The sequence below is a fragment of the Streptomyces cyaneochromogenes genome, from assembly GCF_003963535.1.
Classification (GTDB): Bacteria; Actinomycetota; Actinomycetes; order Streptomycetales; family Streptomycetaceae; genus Streptomyces; species Streptomyces shaanxiensis.
Window position 1 is genome coordinate 4,298,136 of sequence record NZ_CP034539.1, and the last position, 26,431, is coordinate 4,324,566.

General features: G+C 70.9%; 25 protein-coding genes and 1 tRNA gene. 13 read left to right on the forward strand and 13 right to left on the reverse strand.

What is annotated here, in order from left to right:
* Positions 1 to 115: 115 nt before the first annotated feature.
* The gene (locus EJ357_RS19190) at positions 116 to 751 is read left to right on the forward strand and encodes a MerR family transcriptional regulator (protein WP_175647831.1); all 636 of its coding nucleotides are present in this window, start codon (positions 116 to 118) and stop codon (positions 749 to 751) included.
* Here EJ357_RS19190 and EJ357_RS19195 read toward each other — a convergent pair.
* Positions 748 to 1,551 carry an exodeoxyribonuclease III gene (locus EJ357_RS19195; protein WP_126392848.1) on the reverse strand — a complete coding sequence of 268 codons (804 nt, stop codon included), beginning with the start codon at positions 1,549 to 1,551 and terminating at the stop codon, positions 748 to 750. The two genes, EJ357_RS19190 and EJ357_RS19195, sit on opposite strands and share 4 nt — an antisense overlap.
* A 77-nt stretch (positions 1,552 to 1,628) precedes the next feature.
* Here EJ357_RS19195 and EJ357_RS19200 point away from each other — a divergent pair, with 77 nt between their 5' ends.
* Positions 1,629 to 2,105 (forward strand): GNAT family N-acetyltransferase, encoded by a 477-nt coding sequence (locus EJ357_RS19200; protein WP_126392849.1) that lies wholly within the window; start codon positions 1,629 to 1,631, stop codon positions 2,103 to 2,105.
* Positions 2,106 to 2,109: 4 nt separating this feature from the next.
* Here EJ357_RS19200 and EJ357_RS19205 read toward each other — a convergent pair whose 3' ends face one another.
* The 8 genes from EJ357_RS19205 to galU all read right to left on the reverse strand — a co-directional run bounded on the left by EJ357_RS19205 (position 2,110) and on the right by galU (position 9,028).
* A complete protein-coding gene (locus tag EJ357_RS19205) occupies positions 2,110 to 3,369 on the reverse strand; it encodes an MFS transporter (protein ID WP_175647441.1) in 1,260 nt (419 codons plus the stop codon).
* Positions 3,370 to 3,463: 94 nt separating this feature from the next.
* A tRNA-Ala gene (locus EJ357_RS19210) sits at positions 3,464 to 3,537 on the reverse strand.
* Positions 3,538 to 3,629: 92 nt separating this feature from the next.
* Entirely contained in the window at positions 3,630 to 4,871 is a 1,242-nt protein-coding gene (sepX, locus tag EJ357_RS19215; RefSeq protein WP_126392850.1) for a divisome protein SepX/GlpR, read from the reverse strand.
* A 184-nt stretch (positions 4,872 to 5,055) separates the two neighbouring features.
* Entirely contained in the window at positions 5,056 to 5,703 is a 648-nt protein-coding gene (locus EJ357_RS19220) for a GNAT family N-acetyltransferase (protein WP_126392851.1), read from the reverse strand.
* A gap of 20 nt (positions 5,704 to 5,723) precedes the next feature.
* On the reverse strand, positions 5,724 to 6,221 hold the full coding sequence (locus tag EJ357_RS19225; protein ID WP_126392852.1) for a MogA/MoaB family molybdenum cofactor biosynthesis protein: 498 nt from the start codon (positions 6,219 to 6,221) through the stop codon (positions 5,724 to 5,726).
* On the reverse strand, positions 6,218 to 6,712 hold the full coding sequence (gene moaC, locus EJ357_RS19230) for a cyclic pyranopterin monophosphate synthase MoaC (RefSeq protein ID WP_126392853.1): 495 nt from the start codon (positions 6,710 to 6,712) through the stop codon (positions 6,218 to 6,220). Before moaC ends, EJ357_RS19225 begins: the two co-directional genes overlap by 4 nt.
* 86 nt (positions 6,713 to 6,798) lie before the next feature.
* Entirely contained in the window at positions 6,799 to 8,121 is a 1,323-nt protein-coding gene (gene glp / locus EJ357_RS19235; RefSeq protein WP_126392854.1) for a molybdotransferase-like divisome protein Glp, read from the reverse strand.
* Positions 8,122 to 8,125: 4 nt separating this feature from the next.
* Positions 8,126 to 9,028: a UTP--glucose-1-phosphate uridylyltransferase GalU gene (gene galU / locus EJ357_RS19240; RefSeq protein WP_126392855.1), complete on the reverse strand. Its 903-nt coding sequence runs from the start codon at positions 9,026 to 9,028 to the stop codon at positions 8,126 to 8,128.
* 133 nt (positions 9,029 to 9,161) lie between these two features.
* On the opposite strand from galU, the gene EJ357_RS19245 reads away from it, so the two are divergent.
* Positions 9,162 to 9,743 carry a 5-formyltetrahydrofolate cyclo-ligase gene (locus EJ357_RS19245; RefSeq protein ID WP_407698498.1) on the forward strand — a complete coding sequence of 194 codons (582 nt, stop codon included), beginning with the start codon at positions 9,162 to 9,164 and terminating at the stop codon, positions 9,741 to 9,743.
* A 74-nt stretch (positions 9,744 to 9,817) separates the two neighbouring features.
* Here EJ357_RS19245 and EJ357_RS19250 read toward each other — a convergent pair whose 3' ends face one another.
* Positions 9,818 to 12,589, reverse strand: a complete 2,772-nt coding sequence (locus EJ357_RS19250) for a penicillin acylase family protein (protein ID WP_126392857.1) — start codon at positions 12,587 to 12,589, stop codon at positions 9,818 to 9,820.
* 240 nt (positions 12,590 to 12,829) lie between these two features.
* On the opposite strand from EJ357_RS19250, the gene EJ357_RS19255 reads away from it, so the two are divergent.
* The 6 genes from EJ357_RS19255 (at position 12,830) to mscL (ending at position 18,582) form a co-directional block, all read left to right on the forward strand.
* On the forward strand, positions 12,830 to 14,356 hold the full coding sequence (locus EJ357_RS19255) for a potassium/proton antiporter (protein ID WP_126392858.1): 1,527 nt from the start codon (positions 12,830 to 12,832) through the stop codon (positions 14,354 to 14,356).
* A 248-nt stretch (positions 14,357 to 14,604) separates the two neighbouring features.
* Positions 14,605 to 15,897 carry an MFS transporter gene (locus EJ357_RS19260; RefSeq protein WP_126392859.1) on the forward strand — a complete coding sequence of 431 codons (1,293 nt, stop codon included), beginning with the start codon at positions 14,605 to 14,607 and terminating at the stop codon, positions 15,895 to 15,897.
* Positions 15,898 to 15,964: 67 nt separating this feature from the next.
* The gene (locus tag EJ357_RS19265; RefSeq protein ID WP_126392860.1) at positions 15,965 to 16,294 is read left to right on the forward strand and encodes an FmdB family zinc ribbon protein; all 330 of its coding nucleotides are present in this window, start codon (positions 15,965 to 15,967) and stop codon (positions 16,292 to 16,294) included.
* A 77-nt stretch (positions 16,295 to 16,371) separates the two neighbouring features.
* Positions 16,372 to 17,214, forward strand: coding sequence for an S-methyl-5'-thioadenosine phosphorylase (locus tag EJ357_RS19270; protein WP_126392861.1), 843 nt, complete (start codon positions 16,372 to 16,374; stop codon positions 17,212 to 17,214).
* A gap of 312 nt (positions 17,215 to 17,526) precedes the next feature.
* The gene (locus tag EJ357_RS19275) at positions 17,527 to 17,991 is read left to right on the forward strand and encodes a CpaB family protein (protein ID WP_126392862.1); all 465 of its coding nucleotides are present in this window, start codon (positions 17,527 to 17,529) and stop codon (positions 17,989 to 17,991) included.
* A gap of 129 nt (positions 17,992 to 18,120) precedes the next feature.
* Complete coding sequence (gene mscL / locus EJ357_RS19280) at positions 18,121 to 18,582, forward strand: large conductance mechanosensitive channel protein MscL (protein WP_126392863.1); 462 nt, start codon at positions 18,121 to 18,123, stop codon at positions 18,580 to 18,582.
* Positions 18,583 to 18,634: 52 nt separating this feature from the next.
* Here the strand turns inward: mscL and EJ357_RS19285 are convergent, their stop codons facing one another.
* Positions 18,635 to 18,817, reverse strand: a complete 183-nt coding sequence (locus EJ357_RS19285) for a hypothetical protein (RefSeq protein WP_126392864.1) — start codon at positions 18,815 to 18,817, stop codon at positions 18,635 to 18,637.
* 84 nt (positions 18,818 to 18,901) lie between these two features.
* Here EJ357_RS19285 and EJ357_RS19290 point away from each other — a divergent pair, with 84 nt between their 5' ends.
* The 4 genes from EJ357_RS19290 to EJ357_RS19305 all read left to right on the forward strand — a co-directional run bounded on the left by EJ357_RS19290 (position 18,902) and on the right by EJ357_RS19305 (position 23,635).
* Positions 18,902 to 20,140 carry a low temperature requirement protein A gene (locus tag EJ357_RS19290; RefSeq protein ID WP_126392865.1) on the forward strand — a complete coding sequence of 413 codons (1,239 nt, stop codon included), beginning with the start codon at positions 18,902 to 18,904 and terminating at the stop codon, positions 20,138 to 20,140.
* An 82-nt stretch (positions 20,141 to 20,222) separates the two neighbouring features.
* Positions 20,223 to 21,341: a P1 family peptidase gene (locus EJ357_RS19295; protein ID WP_126392866.1), complete on the forward strand. Its 1,119-nt coding sequence runs from the start codon at positions 20,223 to 20,225 to the stop codon at positions 21,339 to 21,341.
* Positions 21,342 to 21,504: 163 nt separating this feature from the next.
* On the forward strand, positions 21,505 to 22,710 hold the full coding sequence (locus EJ357_RS19300) for a L,D-transpeptidase (protein ID WP_126392867.1): 1,206 nt from the start codon (positions 21,505 to 21,507) through the stop codon (positions 22,708 to 22,710).
* 178 nt (positions 22,711 to 22,888) lie between these two features.
* Positions 22,889 to 23,635 (forward strand): DUF6227 family protein, encoded by a 747-nt coding sequence (locus tag EJ357_RS19305; protein ID WP_126392868.1) that lies wholly within the window; start codon positions 22,889 to 22,891, stop codon positions 23,633 to 23,635.
* Positions 23,636 to 23,683: 48 nt separating this feature from the next.
* On the opposite strand, the gene EJ357_RS19310 is transcribed toward EJ357_RS19305, so the two are convergent.
* Entirely contained in the window at positions 23,684 to 23,941 is a 258-nt protein-coding gene (locus EJ357_RS19310) for a hypothetical protein (RefSeq protein ID WP_126392869.1), read from the reverse strand.
* Positions 23,942 to 24,061: 120 nt separating this feature from the next.
* Positions 24,062 to 26,206 carry a PTS fructose transporter subunit IIABC gene (locus tag EJ357_RS19315; protein WP_126392870.1) on the reverse strand — a complete coding sequence of 715 codons (2,145 nt, stop codon included), beginning with the start codon at positions 26,204 to 26,206 and terminating at the stop codon, positions 24,062 to 24,064.
* Positions 26,207 to 26,431 lie beyond the last annotated feature (225 nt).

The window sequence follows — 26,431 nt, forward strand, 5'->3', positions numbered from 1 at the left end:
AGGTCCGTACCGACCGGTAGGGGTCAACCGGGGTTCGTTTACATCAGCGGCTGCCGCCGCGGGTACCGCCAGTACGAATTAAGGTTCCGGAGTGACCGAGAAGCGTGAGTACCGCATGGAGGAGCTGGCCCGTCTGGCCGGCATCACGGTGCGCACCCTGCGCTTCTACCGCGAACGCAAGCTGATACCGCCGCCCCGCCGCGAGGGCCGTATCGCCTGGTACGACGACCACCACCTGGCCCGCCTGCGCACGATCGCGGCCCTGCTGGAGCGCGGCCACACCCTCACCGGCATCGCGGAGCTGGCGGAGGCCCTCGACCACGGCCGGGACGTCGCCGACCTGCTGGGCGTCGCCACCCCGACCGAGGAGGAGCCGGTCCGCCTCACCCCCGAGGAACTCGCCGCCCGCTTCGAGGGCCAGGTCACCCCGGAGAACCTCGCCGCGGCCCTGGAACTCGGCTATCTCGGCACCGACGGCGACGAGATCGTCCACATCAGCCGCCGCCTGCTGGACGTCTCCGCGGCCCTGGTCCGCGAGGGCATCCCGCTCGCGGAGGTCCTGACGGCGGGCAAGCGGGTCCGCGAACACGTCGACGACCTGGCCGAGATGTTCGCCGACCTGGTGCTCCGCCATACGGGGGAGGACGACCTCCAGCGCCTGCGCCCGCTCGCCCGGAGCGTGGTGGAGGCGGAGCTGTCACTGGCCCTGGACCGGCGGCTGCGCAAGCAGAGCGAGCGGGACGGGCCCTAGCGGTCGTACACGACCGTCACCGGCGCGTGGTCCGACCACCGCTCGGCGTGCGTCGCCGCCCGCTCCACGTACCCCTTGCGGGCCTTCGCGGCCAGCCCCGGCGTCGCGACCTGGTAGTCGATACGCCAGCCGGTGTCGTTGTCGAAGGCGCGCCCGCGGTACGACCACCACGAGTACGGTCCCTCCACGTCGGGGTGCAGCGACCGTACGACGTCGACGTAGCCGCCCTCGGCGGGGTCGAACACCCGCGTGAGCCACTCGCGCTCCTCCGGCAGGAACCCGGAGTTCTTGGTGTTGCCGCGCCAGTTCTTCAGGTCGGCCCGCTGGTGGGCGATGTTCCAGTCGCCGCAGACGACGACTTCACGGCCGTCGGCGGCGGCACGCTCGCGCAGGTCCTTCAGATAGGCCAGGAACTCGCCCATGAACCGGACCTTCTCGTCCTGCCGCTCGGTGCCGACCTCGCCGGAGGGGAGGTACAGCGAGGCGACCGTCACACCGGGCAGGTCGGCCTCGACGTAACGCCCGCTGCCGTCGAACTCGCTCGACCCGAAGCCGACCTGGATACGGTCGGGCTCGCGGCGGGTGTAGAGGGAGACACCGGCGCGGCCCTTGGCGGCGGCGGGCGCGTGCACGACGTGCCAGCCGTCCGGCGTGCGCACCTGCTCGGGCAGCTGCTGCGGCTCCGCGCGCACCTCCTGCAGGCACAGCACATCGGCTTGCGTACCGGCGAGCCACTCCACGAAGCCCTTCTTCGCGGCGGCCCGCAGCCCATTCACATTCACAGAGGTCACAGTGAGCACTCCGGCACCTTACCGGCACACTGGACGGTGTCCGGTTCTGGAACCCCTTGATCTTGAATTGATATACGGTACCTAGCATGCATATACGTCGCGTCTCCTTCGACCACCCCGACGCCGTCAAACTCAACGACCAGGTCCAGGCCGAGTACGGCGTCCGCTACGGCGACGACGGCGACGCCACCCCCATGGACGCGGCGAACTTCGAGCCCCCGAACGGCCTCTACCTGATCGCCTACGACGAGCTCGGCACCCCCGTCGCCTCCGGCGGCTGGCGTGTCCAGGACGAGAACGGCGAGGGCAACCAGGACGGCGACGCCGAGCTCAAGCGGATGTACGTCGTCGAGTCGATGCGCGGGCGGGGTCTCGCCAGACGCGTCCTGGCGGCGCTGGAGGAGGACGCGCGGGCCGCGGGCCGCACACGCATGGTGCTGGAGACCGGCGCCAAGCAGCCGGAGGCGGTGGCGCTGTACACGTCCAGCGGGTACGAGCCGTGCGAGAAGTTCGGCTACTACCGCCACCACGAACTGAGCCTGTGCTACGCCAAGGCGCTGTGAGCGGTCAGTGCTGTGAGCGGTCCCGTGGCGCGTTGCCGGGTTTCACGGCGTTGATGCGATACACGTCCCGCACACAGAGGTTGAGGACGCAGGAGACGGCGACCAGCGCGGCACACGCCACCAGCACCGTCCGGTTGTCCCAGGTGCCGGCCGCGAGGGCGGTCAGCAGATAGCCGAGCGGAATCGCCAGCCGCTCCCCCACGCTGTTGAACGCGCTCATGCGCCCCAACTCGCCCTGCGGCACATGCCGCTGGAAGGCGGTCGTCCACGCGACGACCGCCACGTCCAGCCCGACCCCCGCGAGCAGCACGGCCAACAGCAGCCAGGGCAGCGGCAGTCCCCAGCCCATGACGAGCAAGGGAACGGCCAGGGGCAGACAGGCCACGATGGCCACCGCCAGCAACCGGTACGGCCGCCAGCGCAGACACACCACCGTCCCGGCCAACAGCCCCGCCGCGAACGCGCCCTGCACCAGCCCCCAGTCCCGCGCCCCGGCGTACCGCTCCGCCGCGACGACCGGCCCCAGCAGCTGGAACCCCGCCAGCCAGGCGGCGACCAGGACGGTCCCCGCGAGCGTGTACGTCCACAACCAGGTCCGCGACCAGAAGGCGTGCCATCCCTCCCGCAGATCACTCAGCGCGCCGGTGACGGTGACGGGCGCGTCCAGGCGCAGCCCGAGCAGCAGGAGGGCGGCGACGGCGAAGGAGAGCGCGTCCCAGGCCAGCGCCCAGGCCGGGCCGCTGACCGCGACGACGACTCCGCCGACCGCCGGCCCGAGCACCTTGACCGCGTTGCTCGGCAGCCTGAGCAAGGCGTTGGCCTGCTGCAACTGCTCCGCGGGCACGATCTGGGCCACGGCCCCCTGCGTGGCGGGCACGGTGAAGGCCACCGCCGTCCCGGAGACGAAGCCGCAGACCGCGATGGAGAGGGTCGTGGCGTGCCCGGCGGCGACGACGGCCGCCAGGGCTCCCTGGGCCGCGGCCGCCAGCAGATTGCCGAGGAAGAGCAGCCGGCTGCGGGACATACGGTCCGCGAGCACCCCGCCCATCAGGAGGAAGAAGACGGTCGGAACGGTGTTCGTGGCGAGCACCACACCGAGGGCCCCGGCTCCCCCGCCCTGTTCGATGACCGAGTAGGCGAGCGCGAGGGGCGCCATCGCGGATCCGGTGGCGGAGATCAGACTGGCGGTCACGAACCGCCGGAAGGGCGCGCTGCGCAGAGGTGTCGCGCGCCTCGCCGGTAACTCTGCGGCGACCTTCTCCACGTTTCCCCCGGTGGGTAAAACAAAGATCCCGCCCGATCAACCGATCGGACGGGATCTCGCCAACTCCCCAAGTTTCCTTGGAAAGTCGTTGCGGTGGACCTGAGGGGATTTGAACCCCTGGCCCCCTCGATGCGAACGAGGTGCGCTACCGGACTGCGCCACAGGCCCTTGCAACGAGTGAAACTTTAGCACCCCGATCGGCCTGCTTGGAAATCCGTTCCTGGCCGGCCGCACGACCCGCCACCGGGGGTGGCCTTCGGCTACTCGTTCGCCGCGCGCGGCCGGTCGCCGTCCTCGTACTGGTCGAACAGCGGCGTACGACCCCGCTCACGGGCCCGGCGGGCGGAGGCGGCGCGGCGGGCGTCGCTACGGCCGCCCCCCTCACCCTTCTCCTCGCCGCGGGCCTCGTCGGCGGGCTCCGCACCCCGTGCGGCACCGTCCCCGGCGCCGTCGCCCGCGTCCCGTTCCCGGCCGACGGAACTCGACCGGGCCGAGCTCCACGCGTCCGGCGCCCCGAGGTCCACGTCGGAGGTGGCGCGCGGCGCGACCGGCGCGGTCACGTACGTCGGCAAGGGCACCGGGACCGGATCCCAGCTGTCCCCGTGTCCGGGCCGCCGCTGGCGCTCGCGCTGCTGGTCGACCCACTCGGCGTGGTCGGTCTGCTCGACGAGGGCGCGCCGGTCCGCGGCGAGCGCGGACATGCCGGTCTCGGTGCCTGGTTCGGGCCTCTCGTCGGGCTCGTCGATGCCGTCACCGGCGTCGGCGGGGCCCCGCCTGCGCGACTGGCGGGCGTGCTCGCGCACCCGCTGGGCGGCGGCCTCGGCCTGGCGCCGGTCCATCTGGTAGGCGAAGCGGCGGCGCTCCTGGGAACGCAGGTACGCGATGTACCCGCTGAGCAGCACGGCCGGAATGCCGGGCGCCCACAGGAACGCGAGCCCGCCGACCGCGGCGACGATCGCGCCGAGGGTGAAGGCGAGGAAGAGGACGACGGTGGTACGTCTGCGTCGCGCGAGCGCCTTGGAGCGCCGTGCACGGGCTTCGGCCGCCCCCTCCGAGGAGGGGCGCCGGGCGGCGGGCACTCGCGCCCGCTCCCCCCGGGCCGGGCCGGAGACCGGTTCGGGGACGGGCGCGTTACCGCGTTCGGGGGCCGGCCTGGACGCCTGTCCATCGGTCGGCTCCGGGCGTCCGGGCTTCTGCCCCTGGACCGTCGCCTGGGTCTGCGGGCGGGTCGGAGGCACGGCGAAGGCCCGGACGTCCACCGACTCGGTGACCGCGCCCGGGTCATCGGCGCTGGGCTCCCCCTCGTCGGTGGAGCGCGCGCGCAGGTCCTTGGCGTATCGGCGCTCCATCCCCGCCCGTCCGGACAGCAACCGGATGGCTGTGCTGAAGCGTTCCGTCGGACGGGCCTCGTTCAGCTCGTCCTGCCTACGGAGCCACATCGGCACCAAGTAGGCGGCCCAGGCCCCGACAATGACTGCGTAGATGAGGCCGCTGCTGCTCACGCCTCACACGGTAGAGGGGTTTGCGTGAGGCCATCCGCCAATTGAGCCGGTGTGTCGCACGATCTGGCTGATATTTCGAACTTTTTTTGTGACCGATGCGATCAGCAGCCCGCCGAGGGCGCGAATTTATAGCCCTGAGCCGGTCATCGGGCGATCAATTTCGAACACTTATTCAATTTCCGGGCTACGCGGGATTCCCCTGCGGGTTCTGCCGGGTGTTCTGCGGGTTCGAGTGCGGCGTCTTCCGGGAGCGTGCCCGCTGCCAACGGCTCAGCAACCCTTCCGGGACCTCTTCCGCCGTGAGCGCGAAGACGAGATGGTCCCGCCAGGCCCCGTCGATGTGGAGATATCGCGGACGCAGCCCCTCCTCGCGGAATCCGAGTTTCTCCACGACCCGGCGGCTGGGCCCGTTCTCGGGGCGAATGCAGACCTCGATGCGGTGCAGACCGACGGTCCGGAAACAGTGGTCCACGACGAGCGCCACGGCGGTCGGCATCACCCCGCGGCCCGCCACCGCCTCGTCCACCCAGTAACCGACGTGGCCCGAGCACATCGAGCCCCAGGTGATCCCGGCGACCGTCAACTGCCCGACCAGTCGCCCCTGGTACTCGATGACGAACGGCAGCATCCGGCCCGCGTTCGCCTCGGACCGCAGGTGGCGGACCATCTGGCGGTAGGTCGGCCGGTGCGCGATCGGCCCGCTGGGCGTGGGCGGCGGAATCGTGGCCTCCCACGGGCGCAGCCAGTCGCGGTTGCGTCGGTTGACCTCGCGCCAGGCCCGCTGGTCGCGCATCTTTATCGGCCTCAGGACGACGTCGCCGTCCCTCAGCACGACGGGCCAGGATGGGCTGTTCAGCTCGCACCCCCACTGGGTCTGGGGTGGTCGCCGCCGCGGATCTGGTCCACGGCGTGGACCAGCAGGGGCTCCAGGACGGCCAGCCCGTCCTTCACCCCGCCGCTGGAACCGGGCAGATTCACGATCAGGGTGCTCCTCGCCACTCCGGCCAGGCCCCGGGAGAGCGCGGCGGTCGGCACCTTCTGCCGTCCGAACGCCCGGATGGCCTCCGCGATGCCCGGCACCTCGTAGTCGATCACCTCGCGGGTCGCCTCGGGGGTGCGGTCGGTGGGTGAGACGCCGGTGCCTCCGGTGGTCACGATGACGTCGTACCCCGCCTCGACACCGGCGTGCAGGGCGGCCGCGACCGGGTCGCCGTCGGGCACGATCTGCGGCCCCTCGACCTCGAGGCCGAAGCCCTTGAGGCCCTCGGCGATCAGTGGGCCGCCCTTGTCCTCGTAGACCCCGGCGGCAGCCCTGTTGGAGGCCGTGACCACGAGAGCGCGATACGTCATGACCGGCTCCAGTCGCCCGACTTGCCGCCCGTCTTCTGCTCCACCCGCACGTCCGTGATGACCGCTCCCTTGTCGACCGCCTTCACCATGTCGATCACGGTGAGCGCGGCGACGGAGACCGCGGTGAGGGCCTCCATCTCGACGCCCGTACGGTCCGTGGTCTTCACGGTGGCCTGGATCTCCACGGCGTCGTCCGCGACCGACAGATCCAGTTTCACACCGGACACCGACAACGGATGGCACAGCGGGATCAGGTCCGGCGTGCGCTTGGCACCCATGATGCCCGCGATGCGCGCGGTGGCCAGGGCGTCGCCCTTGGGGACGCCCTCGCCGCGCAGCAGCTCGACCACGCGGGGTGAGACGAGGACGCGTCCGCTGGCGCGGGCCGTGCGCGCGGTCACGTCCTTGTCGGACACGTCGACCATGCGGGCCGCGCCCGCGTCGTCGATGTGCGTGAGTCGGTCCTGGGTGGATGGGTCCTGCGTGCTCATGCTGCTGTGGCGCTCCCGGTCCGGGCCCGTCGCGGTGCGGCGCACGGGCCTGCTGTGCGCGACACGGTACCGCCAACCAGGGGTGCTCAGCCGAGCAGGACCACCTCGACCTCGGCGCCGGGCTCGACGCTCTCCGCGTCCTCGGGGACGACGATCAGCGCGTCCGCGTGCGCGAGGGCGGTGATGAGGTGGGATCCGGCGCCGCCGACGGGCCGGACCTCGCCGTCGGCGTACGCCCCACGCAGGAACTGCCGGCGCCCCTTGGGCGAGCTCAGCGCCTTGTCCGCGGTCAGGGTCGCGCTCACGCGCGGACGGTGGACGTCCTCCAGGCCCATCAGTGTCCGGATCGCGGGGCGCACGAAGATCTCGAAGGAGACGTACGACGACACCGGGTTGCCCGGGAGCGCGAGCAGCGGGGTGTGGTCGGGGCCGATGGAGCCGAAGCCCTGGGGCTTGCCGGGCTGCATGGCGAGCTTGCGGAACTCGACGCCGCTGCCCGCCTCGTCCTCGTCGCCGACGTGGGACAGCGCCTCCTTGACGACGTCGTACGCCCCGACGCTGACGCCGCCGGTGGTGACCATGAGGTCGGCGCGGACGAGTTGGTCCTCGATGGTGGACCGGAGCGTCTCGACGTCGTCGGCGACGGCGCCCACGCGGTAGGCGATGGCGCCCGCGTCCCGGGCGGCCGCGGTCAGGGCGAAGCTGTTGGAGTCGTAGATCTGGCCGCTGCCCAGCGTCTCGTCGGGCTGGACGAGTTCGCTGCCGGTGGACAGCACGACCACGCGCGGGCGCGGGCGCACGCGTACGCTGCCTCGGCCGATCGCGGCGAGCAGGGCGATCTGCGGCGGCCCGAGGACCGTGCCGGCTTCGAGCGCCCGGTCGCCGGACTTCACGTCGCTGCCCTGCGCGCGCACATGCGCGCGTGCCTCGGCCGGCCGGTAGACGTGCACATCGCCCTGGGCGCCCTCGGGGGCCAGGCCGCGGGCGCGCATGCCGGTCACCGGGCCCTCGCCGAGGCCTCCGTCGGTCCACTCCACCGGAACGACGGTCTCGGCGCCGGGCGGCAGCGGGGCACCGGTCATGATGCGGGCGGCCTGGCCGGGGCCCACTTGGAGCAGTTCGGCCTGGCCCGCCGCGACGTCCCCGACGACCTCCAGGACGGCGGGGAACTCCTCGCTCGCGCCCGCGACATCCGCGACCCGCACCGCGTACCCGTCCATCGAGCTGTTGTCGAACGGCGGCAGCGAGACCGGCACCGTGACGTCCTCGACCAGGACGCAGCCCTGGGCGTCGAGGAGTTGCAGCTCGATGGGTTCGAGGGGGCGGACGGTCGTGAGGATGTCCTCCAGGTGTTCGTCCACCGACCAGAGGTGGTCCTGGTCGGCCGGGCGGGTCGCGGCGGTGCTCAAAGCGCTACATCTCCTCGGCTACGTAACTGCGAAGCCAGGTCCGGAAGTCCGGGCCCAGGTCTTCACGTTCGCATGCGAGTCTGACAATGGCACGCAGGTAGTCGCCCCGGTCACCGGTGTCATAGCGGCGGCCCTTGAAGACGACGCCGTGCACCGGGCCGCCGACCTTCTCGTCCTGCGAGAGCTGCTGGAGGGCGTCTGTGAGCTGGATCTCGCCGCCGCGGCCCGGCTCCGTCTCGCGCAGTATGTCGAAGATGTGCGGGTCGAGGACATAGCGGCCGATGATGGCGTAGTTGGACGGCGCGTCGGCCGCGGCGGGCTTCTCGACCAGGTCGTGGACCTTGACGACGTCCCCGTCCTCGGTGGGGTCGACGGCCGCGCACCCGTAGAGGTGGATCTGCTCGGGCGAGACCTCCATGAGCGCGATGACGCTGCCGCCGCGCTGCTCCTGGACCTCGACCATCCGCTTGAGCAGCGGGTCGCGCGGGTCGATCAGGTCGTCGCCGAGGAGGACCGCGAAGGGCTCGTCGCCGACGTGCGGGGCGGCGCACAGGACGGCGTGACCGAGGCCCCTGGGGTCGCCCTGACGGACGTAGTGCATGGTGGCCAGGTCGCTGGACTCCTGGACCTTGGCGAGCCGTTCGGCGTCGCCCTTCTTCTCCAGCGCGGACTCGAGTTCGTAGTTGCGGTCGAAGTGGTCCTCCAGGGGGCGCTTGTTGCGGCCCGTGATCATGAGGACGTCGTCGAGGCCGGCGGAGACGGCCTCTTCGACCACGTACTGGATCGCCGGCTTGTCGACGACCGGCAGCATCTCCTTGGGAGTGGCTTTGGTGGCCGGAAGGAAGCGGGTGCCTAGGCCCGCTGCGGGGATGACAGCCTTGCTGATCCGAGGGTGCGACTGAGTCATGCCCGCCACCTTATCCGGTGCCTTTGTATGGAATCTGAGGCTCCGGTTATTTGGAACTCATATGAGCCCATTGGGAAGGGTACGGAAGCGACGGGTGAGTCACATCGGACGTTCGGGCGAGACTGACAAGCGAATGTTGCGGCGAGAGTTCCTCGCGGTGAGAAGCAGGTTGACGGCGGATGACGTGCGGGCATCCGCCGTCGCGCTGGCCGAGCGGGCCCTGGACCTGCCCGAACTGGCGCACGCGCGCGTGGTGGCGGCGTACGTCTCCGTCGGCACCGAACCGGGCACGCCGGCGCTGCTGGACGCACTGCGCGCGCGGGGCGTGCGCGTCCTGCTCCCGGCCCTGCTGCCCGACAACGACCTCGACTGGGGCGCGTACACCGGGGAGGACTCCCTCGCCCGGGTCCAACACGGCAAGCTGATGGCCCTCTTGGAGCCGAGCGGCGAACGCCTCGGCCCGGACGCCGTGACCGACGCCGACGTGGTGCTGCTGCCGGGCCTCGCGGTCGACGCGCGCGGAATGCGGCTGGGACGCGGCGGGGGGTCGTACGACCGCGTCCTCGCCCGTCTGGAGAGTGCGGGCGCCCGTGCCTCGCTCGTGGTGCTGCTGTACGACTCCGAGGTCGTCGAGCGCGTCCCCGAGGAGCCGCACGACCGTCCGGTGCACGCGGTGGTGACACCGTCGGGTGTGCGCCGCTTCCGGGACTCCTGAGTCGCGTCCCGCATGCGAAGGGGCCCTCACGCGTGCGCGTGGAGGGCCCCTTTCGGCCGTTCGCCGTCAGCGGGTCACGGCCTGAGCACCAGGGTGTCCTCCGTGCTGTCGTCGACCGCGCCGTCCGAGAAGGACCAGTCGAGCAGTTCGCCGTCGGCCCACTTGTCCGTCTGGTCGGTGTAGTGGGCGTTGTAGGCGTGTCCGGAGGCGCCGGTGAGGTTGATCCACTTCGACTTGTCGAGGTCGCCGAGGTTGACCACCATCCGCATCGACGGCACCCAGACGACGCCGTAGCCGCCCGCGGCGTTCCAGCCGGTGGCGTTGACCGTGCCCTCGCCGCCGCTGAGCTTCCAGGGGCCGCGGTTGAGGACGTACTGCAGGAAACCGGGGCCCTCGGTGCCGAGCGTCTGGTTCTTCAGGAACAGGCGGTGCAGCCGGCCCCAGCTCCAGGTGTCGATGTCCTTGCCGAGCTTGGCCGTCAGCTCCCAGCGGGCGTCGATCATGGCCCGCCTGAACAGGCTGTCGCGGTCGGTGGCGCCGGGGCGGGTGCCCGACCTCGGCGTCGTCCACCAGTCGCTCTTCTCGTCGTTCATGAGGCTGCGCACGACCTCGAACCAGCGGTCGCCGCCGTCCGGCTGCGCCTGGTCGGCGTCGCGCTCACCGCACTCGCGCACCTTGTCCGTCTGGTCCGCGGGGCCCGTGGTGTTGACGGGGTCGACGTACAGGCACTGGCCCTTGACCCGCAGCTCCTTGGGCAGCTTGTTGCCGAAGGCGAGCTTGAGGACGTTGCGCCAGACCGAGTTGAAGTAGGCGGCAGCCGCCGAGTCGGCGTCCTGGGTGTAGTCCCAGCCCTCCAGGAGCTCCTGCGCGTCCCGGACGTCCTTGTCCTCGATATCGATCTTCAGCAGCTTGGGCACGAGCAGCTTGGCGATCTCGCTGCTGTTGTCGAGCTGCATCTGGCGCATGTCGTCGGTGGAGATCTTGCCGCCGTCGTCGATCTTCGACTGGATCAGGTCGGTGATGCGCTGGCTGCGGGCGCCGTAGCCCCAGTCCGTGGTGAGCGTGTACGGGTACTTGGCCTTGTCGACCACCGCCTGGTTGGCGGTGACGATGTAGCCGCGGGCCGGGTCGTACTCGTACGGCAGCTCGTCGTCGTCGATGTAGCCGGTCCAGCGGGACTTGGAGTCCCAGCCCGGCGCCGGGACGGAGCCGTCGTAGCCCTGCGCGCGCGTGGGGATCTTTCCGGGCAGCGTGTAGCCGATGTGGTTCTTCGTGTCGGCGTAGACGAGGTTCTGCGAGGGCACGTCGAACAGGGTCGCCGCGGCACGGAAGTCGTTCCAGTTCGCCGCCCTGTTCATGGCGAACACGGCGTCCATGGAGGTGCCCGGCTCCAGCGCGGTCCAGCGCAGCGCGATGCCGTAGCCGTCGCCGCGGTCGGGGGCGGCGGTGTCGACGGTGGCCTTCTTGCCGACCTTCACCAGCTCGCTGCTGCGGTCGGACAGCAGGGGCATCCCGTCCTTGGTCTCCCGGACGACGATCTTCTTGGACGTGCCGCCGGCGACCTTGATGGTCTCCTCGCGCGTGGTGAAGGGCACCGTCCTGCCGTCGTACAGGTAGCCGTCGCCGGAGAGCTTCTCCAGGTAGAGGTCGGTGACGTCGACGCCGGAGTTGGTCATGCCCCAGGAGATGTTCTGGTTGTGGCCGATGATCACGCCGGGCATGCCCGCGAAGGTGTAGCCGGTGACGTCGTACTGGCACTTGCTGGAGACCGAGCGGCAGTGCAGGCCCATCTGGTACCAGACGGACGGCAGCGAGGCCGACAGGTGCGGGTCGTTGGCCAGCAGCGGCTCGCCGGTGATGGTGTACTTCCCGGCGACCACCCAGGAGTTGGAGCCGATGCCGTTGCCGTTCACGCCGACGGCCGTCGGAAGGCCGTCCAGGACGTCCTGGAGGCCCGCCAGCTGGCTCTGCAGTCCGCTGGTGCCCGACGAGGAGGCCGTCCCCGCCGTACCGCTCGCGGAGCCGCCGGCGGACGAGCCCGCGGTGGACGCGGAGCCGCCCTGCCGGAACGTCTTGGTGACCGCGTCGTACCCGCCGGCCTGGACGATCGTCTTGTTGCGGCTGTAGGGGTACTGCGGGTACAGGTCCGCGATCTCCTTGGGGCCGAGGCGGCTGGTCATCAGGGCGCGGTCGATCTCGTCCTGCATGTTGCCGCGCAGGTCCCAGGCCATCGCCTTGAGCCAGGAGATCGAGTCGACCGGGGTCCACTTCGCCGGCTTGTAGTCGTTCTCGAACCCGAGAGCCGCGTACTCCAGGGAGATGTCCTTGTTGTCCTTGCCGTCCAGGTAGGCGTTGACGCCCTTGGCGTAGGCCTGGAGGTACTTCTTGGTGGAGGCCGACAGCGTCTTGTCGTACTCCTCCTGCGCGATCCGGTCCCAGCCCAGGGTGCGCAGGAACTCGTCGTTGTCGACCTGCCCCTTGCCGAACATCTCCGACAGGCGCCCGGAGGTCATGTGCCGGCGCACGTCCATCTCGTAGAACCGGTCCTGCGCCTGGACGTAGCCCTGCGCCATGAACAGGTCCTCGTCGGAGGAGGCGTAGATCTGCGGGATGCCGTAGTCGTCGCGCTTCACGTCGACGGGCCCGGACAGGCCCTCCAGCGCGATCGAGCCCTTGGTCTGCGGGAAGGAGGCACGGACGGTACTGATGGACCAGTAGGCACCGCCGGTGACGCCCGCGATCAGGGCCAGCGCCAGCACGAGGACGAACAGACGGGCTTTGCGCCCCTTCTTCCTGCCGGACTTGCCGGGCTGCTGACCCGTGGAGGCGGTGGTATTCGGGGGCATCGCTGTCCTTGCTGTCCTAACGCGAGCGGCAGGGCTGGCTGTCCTTTTGAATGAGCGCTGGAGCAACCATAGGCGCAGGGCCCGGTGCCACTTGACGCGGAGTGGCGATCCAGCGCGGACGGACGTTCGATCATGCCTGTCCGAGCGTCAAGAAATCGTCAAGAGTTAGGTAAGGTAACGAAGTAGTTGGGTGCGGAGAACTGCCACTTCGTGTCCTATGTACGTTGAGCCCACGCGCGCGTGCGCGCGGGCCAGGGAAGGGAACGGCCGCTGACTGTCCACGACCTAAACCAGCTCCTGCTCGTCTGCTCGCTCGTCCTGCTCGTCGCCGTCGCAGCGGTCCGGATCTCCTCGCGCAGCGGGCTCCCCAGCCTGCTCGTGTACCTGGGCATCGGCGTACTCATGGGCCAGGACGGCATCGGCGGCATCCGCTTCGACGACGCCGAGCTGACGCAGGTCATCGGCTACGCGGCGCTGGTCGTGATCCTCGCCGAAGGCGGTCTGGGCACGAAGTGGAAGGAGATCAGGCCGGCTCTTCCGGCCGCGACCGCGCTGGCGCTGGCCGGGACCGGGATCAGCGTGGGGATCACGGCGGCGGGCGCGCACTACCTGGTCGGGCTGGACTGGCGGCAGTCGCTCATCATCGGGGCGGTCGTCTCCTCCACCGACGCGGCAGCGGTCTTCTCCGTGCTGCGCCGGATCCCCCTGCCCGCGCGCGTGACGGGCACCCTGGAGGCCGAGTCCGGCTTCAACGACGCCCCCGTGGTCATCCTGGTGGTCGCGTTCTCCCAGGCCGGCCCCATGGAGCACTGGTACGCGCTGGTGGGCGAGATAGCCCTGGAGCTGGCCATCGGCGCGGCCATCGGCATCACGGTGGGCCTGCTGGGCTCGTGGGGGCTCAGGCACGTGGCGCTGCCCGCCTCCGGTCTCTACCCGATCGCCGTCATGGCCATCGCCGTCACCGCGTACGCGGCCGGCGCGATGGCGCACGGCAGTGGCTTCCTGGCCGTGTACCTCGCCGCGATGGTGATGGGCAACGCCAAGCTGCCGCACTGGCCCGCCACGCGCGGGTTCGCCGACGGGGTCGGCTGGATCGCCCAGATCGGCATGTTCGTCCTGCTCGGCCTGCTGGTCACCCCGCACGAGCTGGGCGACGACATCCTGCCCGCGCTCGTCATCGGACTGGTGCTGACCATGGTGGCTCGCCCGCTGAGCGTCGTGGCCTGTCTGACGCCGTTCCGGGTCGCCTGGCGGGAGCAGGTGCTGATGTCCTGGGCCGGGCTGCGCGGCGCCGTGCCCATCATCCTGGCGACGATCCCCATGGTGAGCGGCGTCCGGGACAGCCGCACCATCTTCAACATCGTCTTCGTCCTGGTCGTCGTCTACACCCTGGTCCAGGGCCCGACGCTGCCCTGGCTGGGCCGCAAGCTGAACCTCGGCCAGGGCCCCGAGGCCGCCGACCTCGGCATCGAGTCGGCGCCGCTGGAGCGGCTGCGCGGGCATCTGCTGTCCTTCGGGATCCCCGAGGGTTCGAAGATGCACGGCGTCGAGGTCAACGAGCTGCGGCTGCCCGCCGGGGCCGCCGTCACCCTGGTCGTCCGCGACGGAAAATCGTTCGTTCCGCTGCCGACGACGGTGCTGCGACTCGGGGACGAACTGCTCGTGGTCGCCACGGATCCGGTACGGGACGCCGCCGAGAACCGGCTGCGGGCCGTGGCCGCCGGGGGCAAGCTGGCCGGATGGCTGGGGACGAACGGGACGAATTAATCGCAGGTGGAGCACGCCGTAGTGCTCATTTTCACAGGCGAGAGCGGCACTGATCCCTGTAGTATGCAGGCGTCACCCAGATCAAACCACCTCTGCCTGACGCAGAGCTGACGCGACCGTATGGCGGCCGGGACGTCCTTCCTCAACGGGGCGCCGGTATCTACCGCAGTCCAGCGCAAGAGGACAGCTCTCGGCGCCGCCCCCCACCCGAAGGGGCCGCGCTACCAGGTGGCAGAAAGGCACGGGCCGTGGCGTCCACGGTCACCACCGAGCCGTCGAAGGACTCGTCGGTCTCCTCCCGCCCGGGATACGGACAGCTGCTGCGCACCCGCGGCGCCTGGACGTTCCTGCTCCCCGGCTTCGCGGCACGCCAGCCGTTCGCGATGCTGACCATCTCCATCGTGCTGCTGGTGCAGCACACCACCGGTTCGTACGGTGCGGCGGGCGCCGCCGCGGCCGTCACCGGCGTCTCCATGGCACTGTTCGCGCCCTACAGCGGCCGCCTCGCCGACCGGTACGGGCAGCGCGCCGTCCTGATTCCCGGTGTCCTGGTGCACGTCCTGTCCGGCCTGACGCTGACGGCACTCGCCCTGGCCGACGCCCCCCTGTGGGCACTGTTCGCCGCGGCTGTGCCGACCGGTGCCTCGGTGCCGCAGATCGGGCCCATGGTGCGGGCCCGCTGGGGCGTGAAGCTGCAGGGCTCGCCCCTGATGACGACGGCCGCGGCCTTCGAGTCGGTCACGGACGAGCTGACCTTCGTCGTCGGCCCGCTGCTGGCCACCGCCCTGTGCACCGCCGTCGACCCGGCCGCCGGCCTGGTGACGGAGGCCGCGCTCACGCTGCTGGGCGGTCTGCTGTTCGCCGCGCAGAAGAGCACCCAGCCGTCGGTCACGGCCGTCGGGCACGCACGCGTGGAGCACACCTCGGCGCTGCGCGTCCCCGGCGTGCGCGTGCTGATCGTGACCTTCCTCGGCATCGGTTCCGTCTTCGGCGGCATGCAGGTCTCGCTGGCCGCCTTCACCGAGTCCATCGGCGAGCCCGGTCTGAACGGCGTCCTGTACGGCACCTTCGCCGCGGGCAACATGATCTCCGGTATCGCCTGCGGCGCCATCGCGTGGAAGGTGGCCCCGCAGCGACGCCTCGTCATCGGGTACGCCGCCCTCGCGCTGGCCGCGTCCGGCCTGTGGGCCGCGCACTCGGTGCTCGTCCTGGCCGGCCTCGGCCTGCTCGTCGGCATGTGCATCGCGCCCGCGCTGATCACCGGGTACACCCTGGTCGAGAGCCTGGTGCCGGCCGGTGCCCGCACGGAGGCCTTCACCTGGCTCACCGGTGCGGTGGCGCTCGGCCAGGCCGCCGCCGTCACGGTCGCCGGACAGCTGGAGGACCGCTTCTGGGGCGGCGCCGGGTTCCTGGTGCCGATGGGCGGGACGCTGCTCGCCCTGGCGACCCTGGTGGCGCTGCGCGCGCGGCTGTCGGCGCGGCCCCGCGGCCGTACCGTCGCACGTGGCGTCGGTCACCGCGTGCCGGTGGCAGTGGACTGAGCGGCTGGAATACGACACACTTGACCGTCGTTAGCACTCATCGAGTGAGAGTGCCAGGAGGAAGACAGTGCCCACCTATCAGTACCAGTGCACCGAGTGCGGCGAGGGTCTCGAAGCGGTGCAGAAGTTCACCGACGACGCCCTGACGGAGTGCCCCAGCTGCCAGGGCCGCCTCAAGAAGGTGTTCTCCGCGGTCGGCATCGTCTTCAAGGGCTCCGGCTTCTACCGCAACGACAGCCGCGGCTCCTCGTCGAGCAGCTCGCCGGCTTCGTCGAAGTCGTCGACGTCCTCTTCGTCGTCCGACTCGTCGTCTTCCTCTTCCTCCTCTTCGTCTTCGTCGTCCTCGGACTCGAAGTCGTCGAGCGCGGGCACCACCTCCAGCAGCTCCGCCGCGTAACACCCACTGCTCGCGGGACCCTGTCGTCATACGGCGACGGGGTCCTCGGCGTTTCCGGGTGCGGTTAGGGTGCGGGCATGGCGAACAAGGCGAACGTCGAAATCGGCGTGATCGGCGGCTCCGGCTTCTACGCGTTCCTCGACGACGTGACCGAGATCCAGGTGGACACCCCGTACGGGCCGCCCAGCGACTCCCTCTTCCTCGGCGAGATCGCCGGCCGGCGGGTCGCCTTCCTGCCCCGGCACGGGCGCGGCCACCATCTGCCGCCGCACCGGATCAACTACCGGGCCAACCTCTGGGCACTGCGCTCGCTCGGCGCGCGCCAGGTCCTCGGCCCGTGCGCGGTGGGGGGCCTGCGCCCCGAGTACGGACCCGGCACGCTGCTCGTGCCGGACCAGCTGGTCGACCGTACGAAGTCCCGGGTGGGGACGTACTTCGACGGGCTGCCGCTGCCCGACGGCACCGTCCCGAACGTCGTGCACGTCTCGCTGGCCGACCCCTACTGCCCCGCCGGACGCGCGGCCGCGCTGAAGGCGGCGCGCGGGCGGGACTGGGAGCCGGTGGACGGCGGCACGCTGGTGGTCATAGAGGGCCCGCGCTTCTCGACCCGTGCCGAATCGTTGTGGCACCAGGCGCAGGGCTGGTCGGTGGTGGGCATGACCGGCCACCCCGAGGCGGCCCTCGCCCGTGAACTCGAACTCTGCTACACCTCGTTGGCGCTGGTCACCGACCTCGACGCGGGCGCCGAGACCGGCGAGGGCGTCTCGCACGACGAGGTGCTGCGGGTGTTCGCGGCGAACGTGGACCGGCTGCGGGGTGTGCTGTTCGACGCGGTGGCGGGGCTGCCGGGGAACGAGGATCGGGACTGTCTGTGCGCCGGGGCGCTGGGTGGGATGGATCCCGGGTTCGCGTTGCCGTAGCGCCCGAGTCGGTTCCGGGCCCCGCCAAGGGGCGGAATTCCTCGTTCGGGTGGGGGAGTTTTCCACAACCGGCCGGTAGTCCACGGGCGTCGGCGGACGACTGCGCATTGCCTCATCGTGGCGTCGAAAGCCGTTCCGTCGTCGCAGGTGGTGGTCCTCATGTCCGTTGCTCCGTCGTCCCCGTTTCCGTCCGCTCCGTCGTCCCCCTTTTCGTCCGCTCCGTCGTCCCCTTCTTCTTCGTCTAGTTCTTCTTCGTCTACTTCGCCGACCGTTCCGCTTCCGCCGGGCTCGGATGCCCCGGCCACGTGCGAGGTGCCGCACTTCGAGCCGGTCCGGGTGCGCGGCGGGCGGTATCCACTACGCCGACTCGTACGGCACCGGAGGCGGGCCGTGGCGGCCGGGCTCGCCGTGACGGCGGCGGCACTCGTGGCGGCGGGCCCGCGGGAGGCCGACAGGGCGCGTGGGCATCCGGTGGCGGAGCCGGTACGCCAGCACCGGGCCGTCGAGCGGGTGTCCGCGCCGGTGCGGATCGCCGACGGGGCGACCGTGCGGCTGCTGCGGCCCGGTGACCGGGTCGACGTGATCGCCGCGCAGGAGACGGCGACGGGCGGTGACGCCCAGGTGGTCGCGCGCGGGGCACGGGTGACGAAGGTGCCGGAGCCGCTGGACGCCGCGGCCGACAGCGGGGCGCTGGTGGTGCTGTCGGTGCCGCGTTCCACCGCGGCGCGCCTCGCGGGTGCGAGTGCCACGGCACGGTTGGCGGTGACGCTGTGCTGAGCGGGATCAAGCATCACCTCCGGTCAAGCCCCTCGTTCCGGTGGCTCAATTGGACAGGATGGCCCAACCCTGCCGTAGGTTGCGGAGCTGTTCGTTCCACAACCTGTGCATGCGAGGAGAGGCTCCGCGGTGAGCGAGAAGAAGGAACCGAGCGTCTGGGAGGGCTTCAAGACCTTCCTGCTGCGCGGGAACGTCGTCGATCTGGCGGTGGCGGTCGTCATCGGTGCCGCCTTCACCAACATCGTCAACTCGGTGGTGAAGGGGATCATCAATCCGCTGGTCGGGGCGATCGGCACCAAGAACCTCGATCACTACAGCTCGTGCCTGAGCTCGAGCTGCGAGGGCGAGCAGGGCATCCAGATCCTGTGGGGCTCGGTCCTCGGCGCGGCTCTCAGCTTCGTGATCACCGCGGCCGTCGTCTACTTCCTCATGGTCCTGCCCATGGCGAAGTACCTGGCCCGGGTGGAGGCCCGCCGCAAGGCCAAGGAGGGCGCGCAGGAGGTCATCGAGGTGACCGAGCTGGAGGTGCTCAAGGAGATCCGCGACGCGCTGGTCGCACAGCGCGGCTCGGGGTCGGGGCACGACCGGTAGAAGCGGCTCCGACGGGAGCGGCTCAGACGGAAGCTGCTCCGCGGGAAGCGGCTCAGATGTGGTGGGGCGGCTTCTCGTCGAGGAACCGCTTCAGGTCGGCGGCACTGTCGCCGTCGGCGCGTGGCCGCTCGCCCCATCCGCGGTCCGTGTCGTCCGAGGACTGCTGGTCCAGCGGATCGTCGAAGATCAGCGCGGGCTTCGGGGCGCGCGGCTCGGGGGTGGGGGCGGTACTCATACGTTCAGGGTACGGCCCGCGGCCTTGCGCGCTTGTGAATCACTGGGCAAGAAATTCCACGCCCCATCTGCTGTGCTTGATCTCATGACGTCCAGTTCGACTCCCGCGCCGGAGTCTCCCCGCGCGTCCGAAAGCCACCGCCCGCTGCGCAGACTCACGGCCCGTGGCCGTGGTGAGGCGCACCGGACCGCCACCCCGCTGGAGCTCTTCTTCGATCTGTGTTTCGTCGTCGCCATCGCCCAGGCCGGGATCCAGCTGGTGCACTCCGTCGCCGAGGGGCACGCGAGCGAGGGCATTCTCAGCTACGCGATGGTCTTCTTCGCCATCTGGTGGGCCTGGATGAACTTCACCTGGTTCGCCTCCGCGTACGACAACGACGACGTCCTCTACCGGGTCGTCACCCTGCTGCAGATCGCCGGTGTGCTGGTGCTGGCGGCCGGGGTCTCCCGGGCGTTCGAGGACCACGAGTACCAGGCGGTGGTGCTGGGCTATGTGATCATGCGGCTCGCCCTGGTGGCGCAGTGGCTGCGCGTGGCCAGGTGCAGTGACGGCGCGGAACGGACGATGGCCCTGCGGTACGCCGGCGGGGTGCTGCTGTGCCAGATCGGCTGGGTGGGCCTGGTGGTCCTGCCCGAGGAGGCCAGGGTCTGGGTGTTTCTGGTGATGGCGATCCTCGAACTGTGTGTGCCGCCGTACGCGGAGAAGGACCACCCCACGTCCTGGCATCCGCGCCACATCGCCGAGCGGTACGGGCTGTTCACGATCATCGTGCTCGGCGAGACCATCGCCGCCGCCACGGTGGCGGTGAAGGCCGGCATCGACGAGAGCGACGAGCTGGGCGACCTGTTGCCGATCGCCACGGGCGGACTGCTGATCATCTTCGCCGCGTGGTGGATCTACTTCGTGGTGCCGATCCACGGTCACCTGCGCTCCAACAAGCAGGCGTTCCTGTGGGGGTACGGCCACTACGTCGTCTTCGCCTCGGCGGCCGCGATCGGCGCCGGACTGGAGGTGGCGGTCGAGCAGGCCGTCGGCAAGGCGCACATCTCGACGCTGGCCGCGTCGGCGGCGGTGACCCTGCCGACGGCGCTCTACCTGCTCAGCGTCTGGGCGCTGCACTCGCGCCACTTCAAGTTCGGCATCACCCAGCAACTGGTGCTGCCGACGGCGGCACTGCTGGTGATCTGCTGCACGTTCCTGGGCGAGTGGGCGGTGCTCGCGGCCGGCCTCGTCTCGGCGCTGGCGGTGGTGACCGGGACCACGCTGACAGCACGTATGGCGAGCCGGGAGAAGGGAAGGCGGGTGAACGTGCCGGTGACCTGACGCTCCGGGTTCGCGGTACTCGGGCGGCTGAACGTCCTGCGAGGTCCTGGGTCCGCGCCGGTCGCTGGACGAGACTTGGGGCATGACAGTTGACGCTCTGACAGATGTCCCGGGGCTGCGGGTAGGGCACGCGACACGCACCGGCGACGGTTGGCTCACCGGTACGACGGTCGTGCTCGCCCCGGAGGGCGGGGCCGTCGCCGCCGTGGACGTACGCGGCGGAGGGCCGGGCACCAAGGAGACCGACGCGCTCGATCCGCGCAACCTCGTGCAGAAGGTCGAGGCGATCGTGCTGACCGGCGGCAGCGCGTACGGGCTCGACGCGGCGTCCGGGGTGATGGCCTGGCTGGAGGAGCAGGGGCGCGGGGTGCGGGTGGGCGCGGATCCGGCGCATGTCGTGCCGGTGGTGCCGGCCGCCTGTGTCTTCGACCTCGGGCGGGGCGGCGACTTCCGCGCGAGGCCGGACGCGGCCACCGGGCGGGCGGCGGTCGAGGCGGCCGCGGCGAGCGAACCGGGCGCCCCCGTGCGGGAGGGGTGCGTGGGCGCGGGTACGGGAGCCGCGGTCGGCCCGGTCAAGGGCGGGATCGGCACCGCGAGCACCATCCTGGACTCGGGGATCACGGTGGCCGCCCTGGTGGTGGCCAACGCGGTGGGCTCGGCGCTGGATCCGGAAACGGGCGTGCTGTACGGGGAGTTGTTCCAAGGGCGCGTGGACTATCCGCAGGCACGTGTCCACGAGGCCGCGGGCCGGCGTCTCGCCGAGACCACGGCCAAGAACGCACCTCCCCCGCTGAACACCACGCTCGCGGTCGTCGCCACCGACGCCCGACTGTCCAAGGCACAGGCCCAGAAGCTGGCCGGCACAGCCCACGACGGCATCGCGCGGGCCGTGCGCCCGGTGCACCTGCTCCACGACGGCGACACGGTCTTCGCCCTGTCCACCGGGGAACACCCCCTCGACCCCGACCACCCCCTCGCACTGAATCCCCTCCTCGCGGCGGGCGCGGACACATTGACCCGCGCGATCGTGCGCGCCGTACGCGCGGCCGAGTCGGTGGACGGGCCCGGAGGAGCGTGGCCGTCGTACCGGGAGTTGTACGGGGACGGGAAGACGGGCGGGGACGGGAAGACGGGCGGGGACGGGAAGGCGGGCGGGGACGGGGAGTTGGGCGGCGGCAGGAGGCCGGCCGGGGAGCGCTGACCGCGAGGCCGACAGGGTCGGTGCCTGCCCGGTGCGGGGATTGTCGCGGTTCTGTCACGTGATGGCGTTCACCGCGTACAGCGGGAACCCGGCTCGGTGGCGGTGGCCTCTTCCACCGTGGAACGGAACGGAATCCGCAGATCGCATGAAGATGGAGCAGCTCGTGACAACGCCGGACATAGCAGCGCGGCGCGCACTGGGGGCCTGTGCCGCCCTGGTGATCGGCGCTTTGACCCTCACCGCCTGCGGTGGGAACGCCGACAACGAGGACGGGAAGGGCGGCCAGGACTCGTCCGCCGCGAAGATCGTGATCTCGGCGAAGGACGGCTCGACGGGCGCGTCGATCAACACGACCGGTGTGAAGGTCAGCGGCGGGCAGCTGACCGAGGTGAAGATGACGCTGGCGGGGAGCGGGCAGGCCGTGCCGGGCTCCCTGACCGGTGACGGCGGCAGCTGGAAGCCCAAGGAGCAGCTGGAGCGGGGCACGAAGTACCGGATATCAGCCAGCGCGAAGGGCGCGGACGGGCGCACCGTCGCCGCCGACTCGACCTTCACCACGGTCAGCTCGGCCAACAGCTTCATAGGGACGTACACGCCCGACGACGGCACGACGGTCGGCGCCGGTATGCCGGTGTCGTTCAACTTCGACAAGGCGATCAGCGACAAGAAGGCCGTGCAGTCGCACATCACGGTCACCTCCAGCAGCGGGCAGAAGGTGGTCGGGCACTGGTTCGGCCAGCAGCGACTCGACTTCCGGCCCGAGGAGTACTGGAAGGCCGGCTCCAAGGTCACGATGGAGATCGACCTGGACGGCGTCGAGGGCGCGAACGGCGTCTACGGCGTGCAGCGGAAGACCGTCAGCTTCACCGTCGGGCGCTCGCAGGTCTCGACGGTCGACGTCAACACGCAGACGATGACGGTCGTGCGGGACGGCAGGACGATCAAGTCGGTGCCGATCTCGGCGGGCAGCTCGGAGTTCTCCACCTACAACGGGCAGATGGTGATCTCGGAGAAGTTCAAGCAGGTCCGCATGGACAGCCGTACGGTCGATCTCGCGAACGCCTACGACATCAAGGACGTGCCGAACGCGATGCGGCTGACGACGTCGGGGACCTTCATCCACGGCAACTACTGGTACAACAAGGGCAACCCGCCCTTCGGCAGCCAGGGCACCAGCCACGGCTGCGTCGGCCTGCAGGACGCGCGGGGCGGGCAGGCGGACACCTCCGCCAAGTGGTTCTACGACAACTCGCTGGTCGGCGACGTGGTGATCGTCAAGAACTCCCCCGACAAGACCGTGACGCCGGACAACGGGCTCAACGGCTGGAACATGGGATGGAACGAGTGGGTCGCGGGCAGCGCCGTGTGATCCAGTGAAGTACGACTCGAGCAGGGATTATTGACGGTTCGTCGGGCCGCGCGGGAACTTCTCGCGCGGTCCGTGCGTTTTACCGGACGTACGTTTTCTCGGTTCCCGGACATGATGTCCGACCGAGGGGCTACGGTATGCACCCACAAGGTGACATGCAGCAACGCCGGGAGAAACCTTGAGCGTTCCGTACGACACGGCAGCGTACGAACCACCCGAGTCGCCGGAGTCTCCGGAGGAGCACCTCGCGCGACTCCTCGGCCGCGCCCTGAACTCCTTCGAGTTGCCGGACGAGACGATACGACAGCTCGACTGCGCGCTGGCTCACGACAGCTCGCTGCACTCCGCGCACCACAGCGCGGGGCGGCATCGCGAGACGTACCGGCACACCTGGCTGCTCGCCGACGGCTCGGCGCTCACGCTGTGGGAGCTGGCGCACAACACCGCACGGGGCGGGGCGCAGCAGCACGAGGTGTACGCCGACGAGGAGGACCTGCGCGCCGCGACCGCGCGGCTGCCGCTGCCGCCGGACGCGCCGGACTTCGAACTGCCGGTGACGGTGCAGATGTCGCCGATCCCGGCGCCCCGGCACGCGTATGTGCCGGACGACTCGGCGGACCACGCACGCCGACTGCTGCGCCGGGCGGAGAACGCCGACCGGCCGGGCGCGGAGACGGCCGCGCTGCTGGCCACGGCGTTCGCGCACCAGATCACGCAGGCGTTCGGGCGCCCGGGGCGTTCGGGGCGCGCCGGCCTGTGCTTCTCGCTCTACGAGCACGCCTTCCTGCTGCGCGACGGCAAGGAGATCTCCCTGTGGGAGGTCGAGCACACGGCGACGCCGGACGGGCGGCACATGTGCGAGGTGTACGTCGACGAGGACGCGGCGCGGGATGCGATGGAGCGCCGGGCGGCGCAGGTGTCGTAACGCCGACACCGCCGGTCGGGGCAGACGCCTTGGCTCCGCCCCCGCTGTTCAGCGGCCGTTGCCGAGCTGTCGTACCAGTCCCGCGAACGCGTCCCGTTCCGCCGGGGTCAGTTCCACGGCCTCCCGCTCGGGAGGTGCCTGCCGCTGCTGCGGGAGGGCGGAGAGCGCCGAACCGCCCGCGCGCCGCGGCGACCGCTCGGGGCGGATGCCGCGCAGGAGGCGGATCAGGCCCATCACCCAGAGCACGGCCGCCAGGGCCAGGACGACGGGGCCCAGCAGTTGGAGGAACGAGACGTGCTCAGGCATGGGGCCCAGTAGACACCACGGTCCGGGCCTTTGGGCCCGGACCGTGACGTATCTCGCAGGTGCCGTGAACAACTCACAGCGCCTCAAAGGGACAAGCGGGAGCTTTGCCCGCCGGAGCGCTTACGCCGCCACCGGCTGCTTCGCCTCCGTGGCCGTGGTGGCCGGGGACTCGGCGGCCGGGGTGCCGTCCGGGGCCGTCTTGCGCATGCCCTTCAGGACGATGACCAGGCCGGCCGTGACCGCCGTACCGGCCGCGATGGCCAGCAGGTAGAGGAACGGCTTGCCGATCAGGAAGGTGACCCAGATACCGCCGTGCGGGGCGCGCAGGGTCGAGCCGAAGGCCATGGTCAGCGCGCCGGTGACCGCGCCGCCCGCCATGGAGGCGGGGATGACGCGCAGCGGGTCGGCCGCGGCGAACGGGATCGCGCCCTCGGAGATGAAGGAGGCGCCCAGGACCACGGCGGCCTTGCCGTTCTCACGCTCGGCCGTGGTGAACAGCCTCTTGCGGACGATGGTCGCGAGGGCCATGCCCAGCGGAGGCACCATGCCGGCGGCCATGACGGCGGCCATGATCTTCATGGCCGAGTCGCTCGGGGCGGCCACCGAGATGCCGGCCGTCGCGAAGGTGTAGGCCACCTTGTTGACCGGGCCGCCCAGGTCGAAGCACATCATCAGGCCGAGCAGGACGCCGAGCAGGATGGCGTTGGTGCCGGAGAGGCTGTTGAGCCAGTCGGTCAGCCCCTTCTGCGCCTCGGAGATCGGCTTGCCGATGACCACGAACATCAGGAAGCCGACGACCGCCGAGCCGACCAGCGGGATCACCACCACCGGCATGATGCCGCGCATCACGGGCGGGATGTCGATCCGCTGGATGCCGAGGACCACACCACCGGCGATCAGGCCGGCGACCAGACCGCCGAGGAATCCGGCGCCGATCGTGACCGAGATCGCGCCACCGACGAAGCCGGGTACGAGTCCTGGCCGGTCGGCCATGCCGTACGCGATGTATCCGGCGAGGACCGGGACGAGGAAGCCGAAGGCCGCGGCGCCGATCTGGAAGAGCAGCGCGCCCCAGCTGTCGATCTGGCCCCAGTCGAAGTGCTCGGTGACCGACTTGGCCTCGTTGATCTGGTAGCCGCCGATCGCGAAGCCGAGGGCGATCAGCAGACCGCCGGCCGCGACGAACGGGACCATGTAACTCACGCCGGACATCAGCCACTTGCGCAGCTTGGTGCCGTAGCCCTCGCCGGGCTCGCCCGCGCGCTCGACAGGGGTGCCGGGCCGGGCCGCCGCGGTGGCCTCGCCGCGCTCCGCCTTTGCGCGGACCTCGGCGATGAGGTCGGCCGGGCGGTTGATGCCGGCCTTCACGCCGACGTCGACGGTGGGCTTGCCGGCGAAGCGGTCCTTCTCGCGTACGGACACGTCGTGGGCGAAGATCACGCCGTCCGCCGCCGCGATGACGGCCGGGTCGAGCCGGGTGAAGCCGGCCGAGCCCTGCGTCTCGACGACGAGTTCGACGCCCGCCTCGCGGCCCGCGTTCTCCAGCGACTCGGCCGCCATGTAGGTGTGGGCGATGCCGGTCGGACAGGAGGTGACGGCGACGATACGGAAGGGGCGCTCGCCGTCGGCGGAAGCCGGGGCACCCGGCGCCGGGGCCTCCGCGCCCTCGGCGTGCGCGCCCGGCGCCGGGGCCGTGGTGCCCGTGGCGGCGTCGGCGGAGGCCGCCACCGACGACGCCACGGAGTCTGTGGAGGCGCCTTCGGCGGCGCTCGCGCCCTCGGACGCACCGGACGCGGCTGCCTGCGCCGTCCCCGCCGCCGGCTCCTCGTCCCCGCGGATCAGCGCCGCCGCCGAGGCCGCGTCGCCCGCCGACCGCAGCGCGTCCGTGAACTCGGCGTTCATCAGCTGCCGGGCCAAGGACGACAGGATCGTCAGGTGGGCGTCGTCCGCGCCGGCCGGGGCGGCGATCAGGAAGACCAGGTCGGCGGGGCCGTCCGCCGCGCCGAAATCGATGCCGGCGGCGCTGCGGCCGAAGCCGAGCGTCGGCTCGGTGACGTGCTCGCTGCGGCAGTGCGGGATGCCGATACCGCCGTCGAGGCCGGTCGGCATCTGTGCCTCACGGGCGGCCACGTCGGCGAGGAAACCCTCCAGGTCGGTCACCCGGCCCAGGGCCACCATGCGCTCGGCGAGGGCGCGGGCCGCGGCTTCCTTGGTATCGGCGGACAGGTCGAGATCGACCAGGTCCGCGGTGATCATGTCGCTCATCGCGGGCTCCTTCGCACGCGTATCGCCCGGGGGGTCTGGTGGGCGGAGAAGGGGACGGGGGTGCCATGGGGGGTGGCGGGGCTGCGGTGGGGGGTGGCGGGGGTGGAGGAGGCGGGGTCGGGGAAATCCCGCCTCCTCCGGGCGGCAGAGCGGCTCAGGAGGCCCTGCCGTCCGCCGGCGGCCGTGAGTAACAGCGAGCTTCGCCGCCCACGGGACCGATCGGCA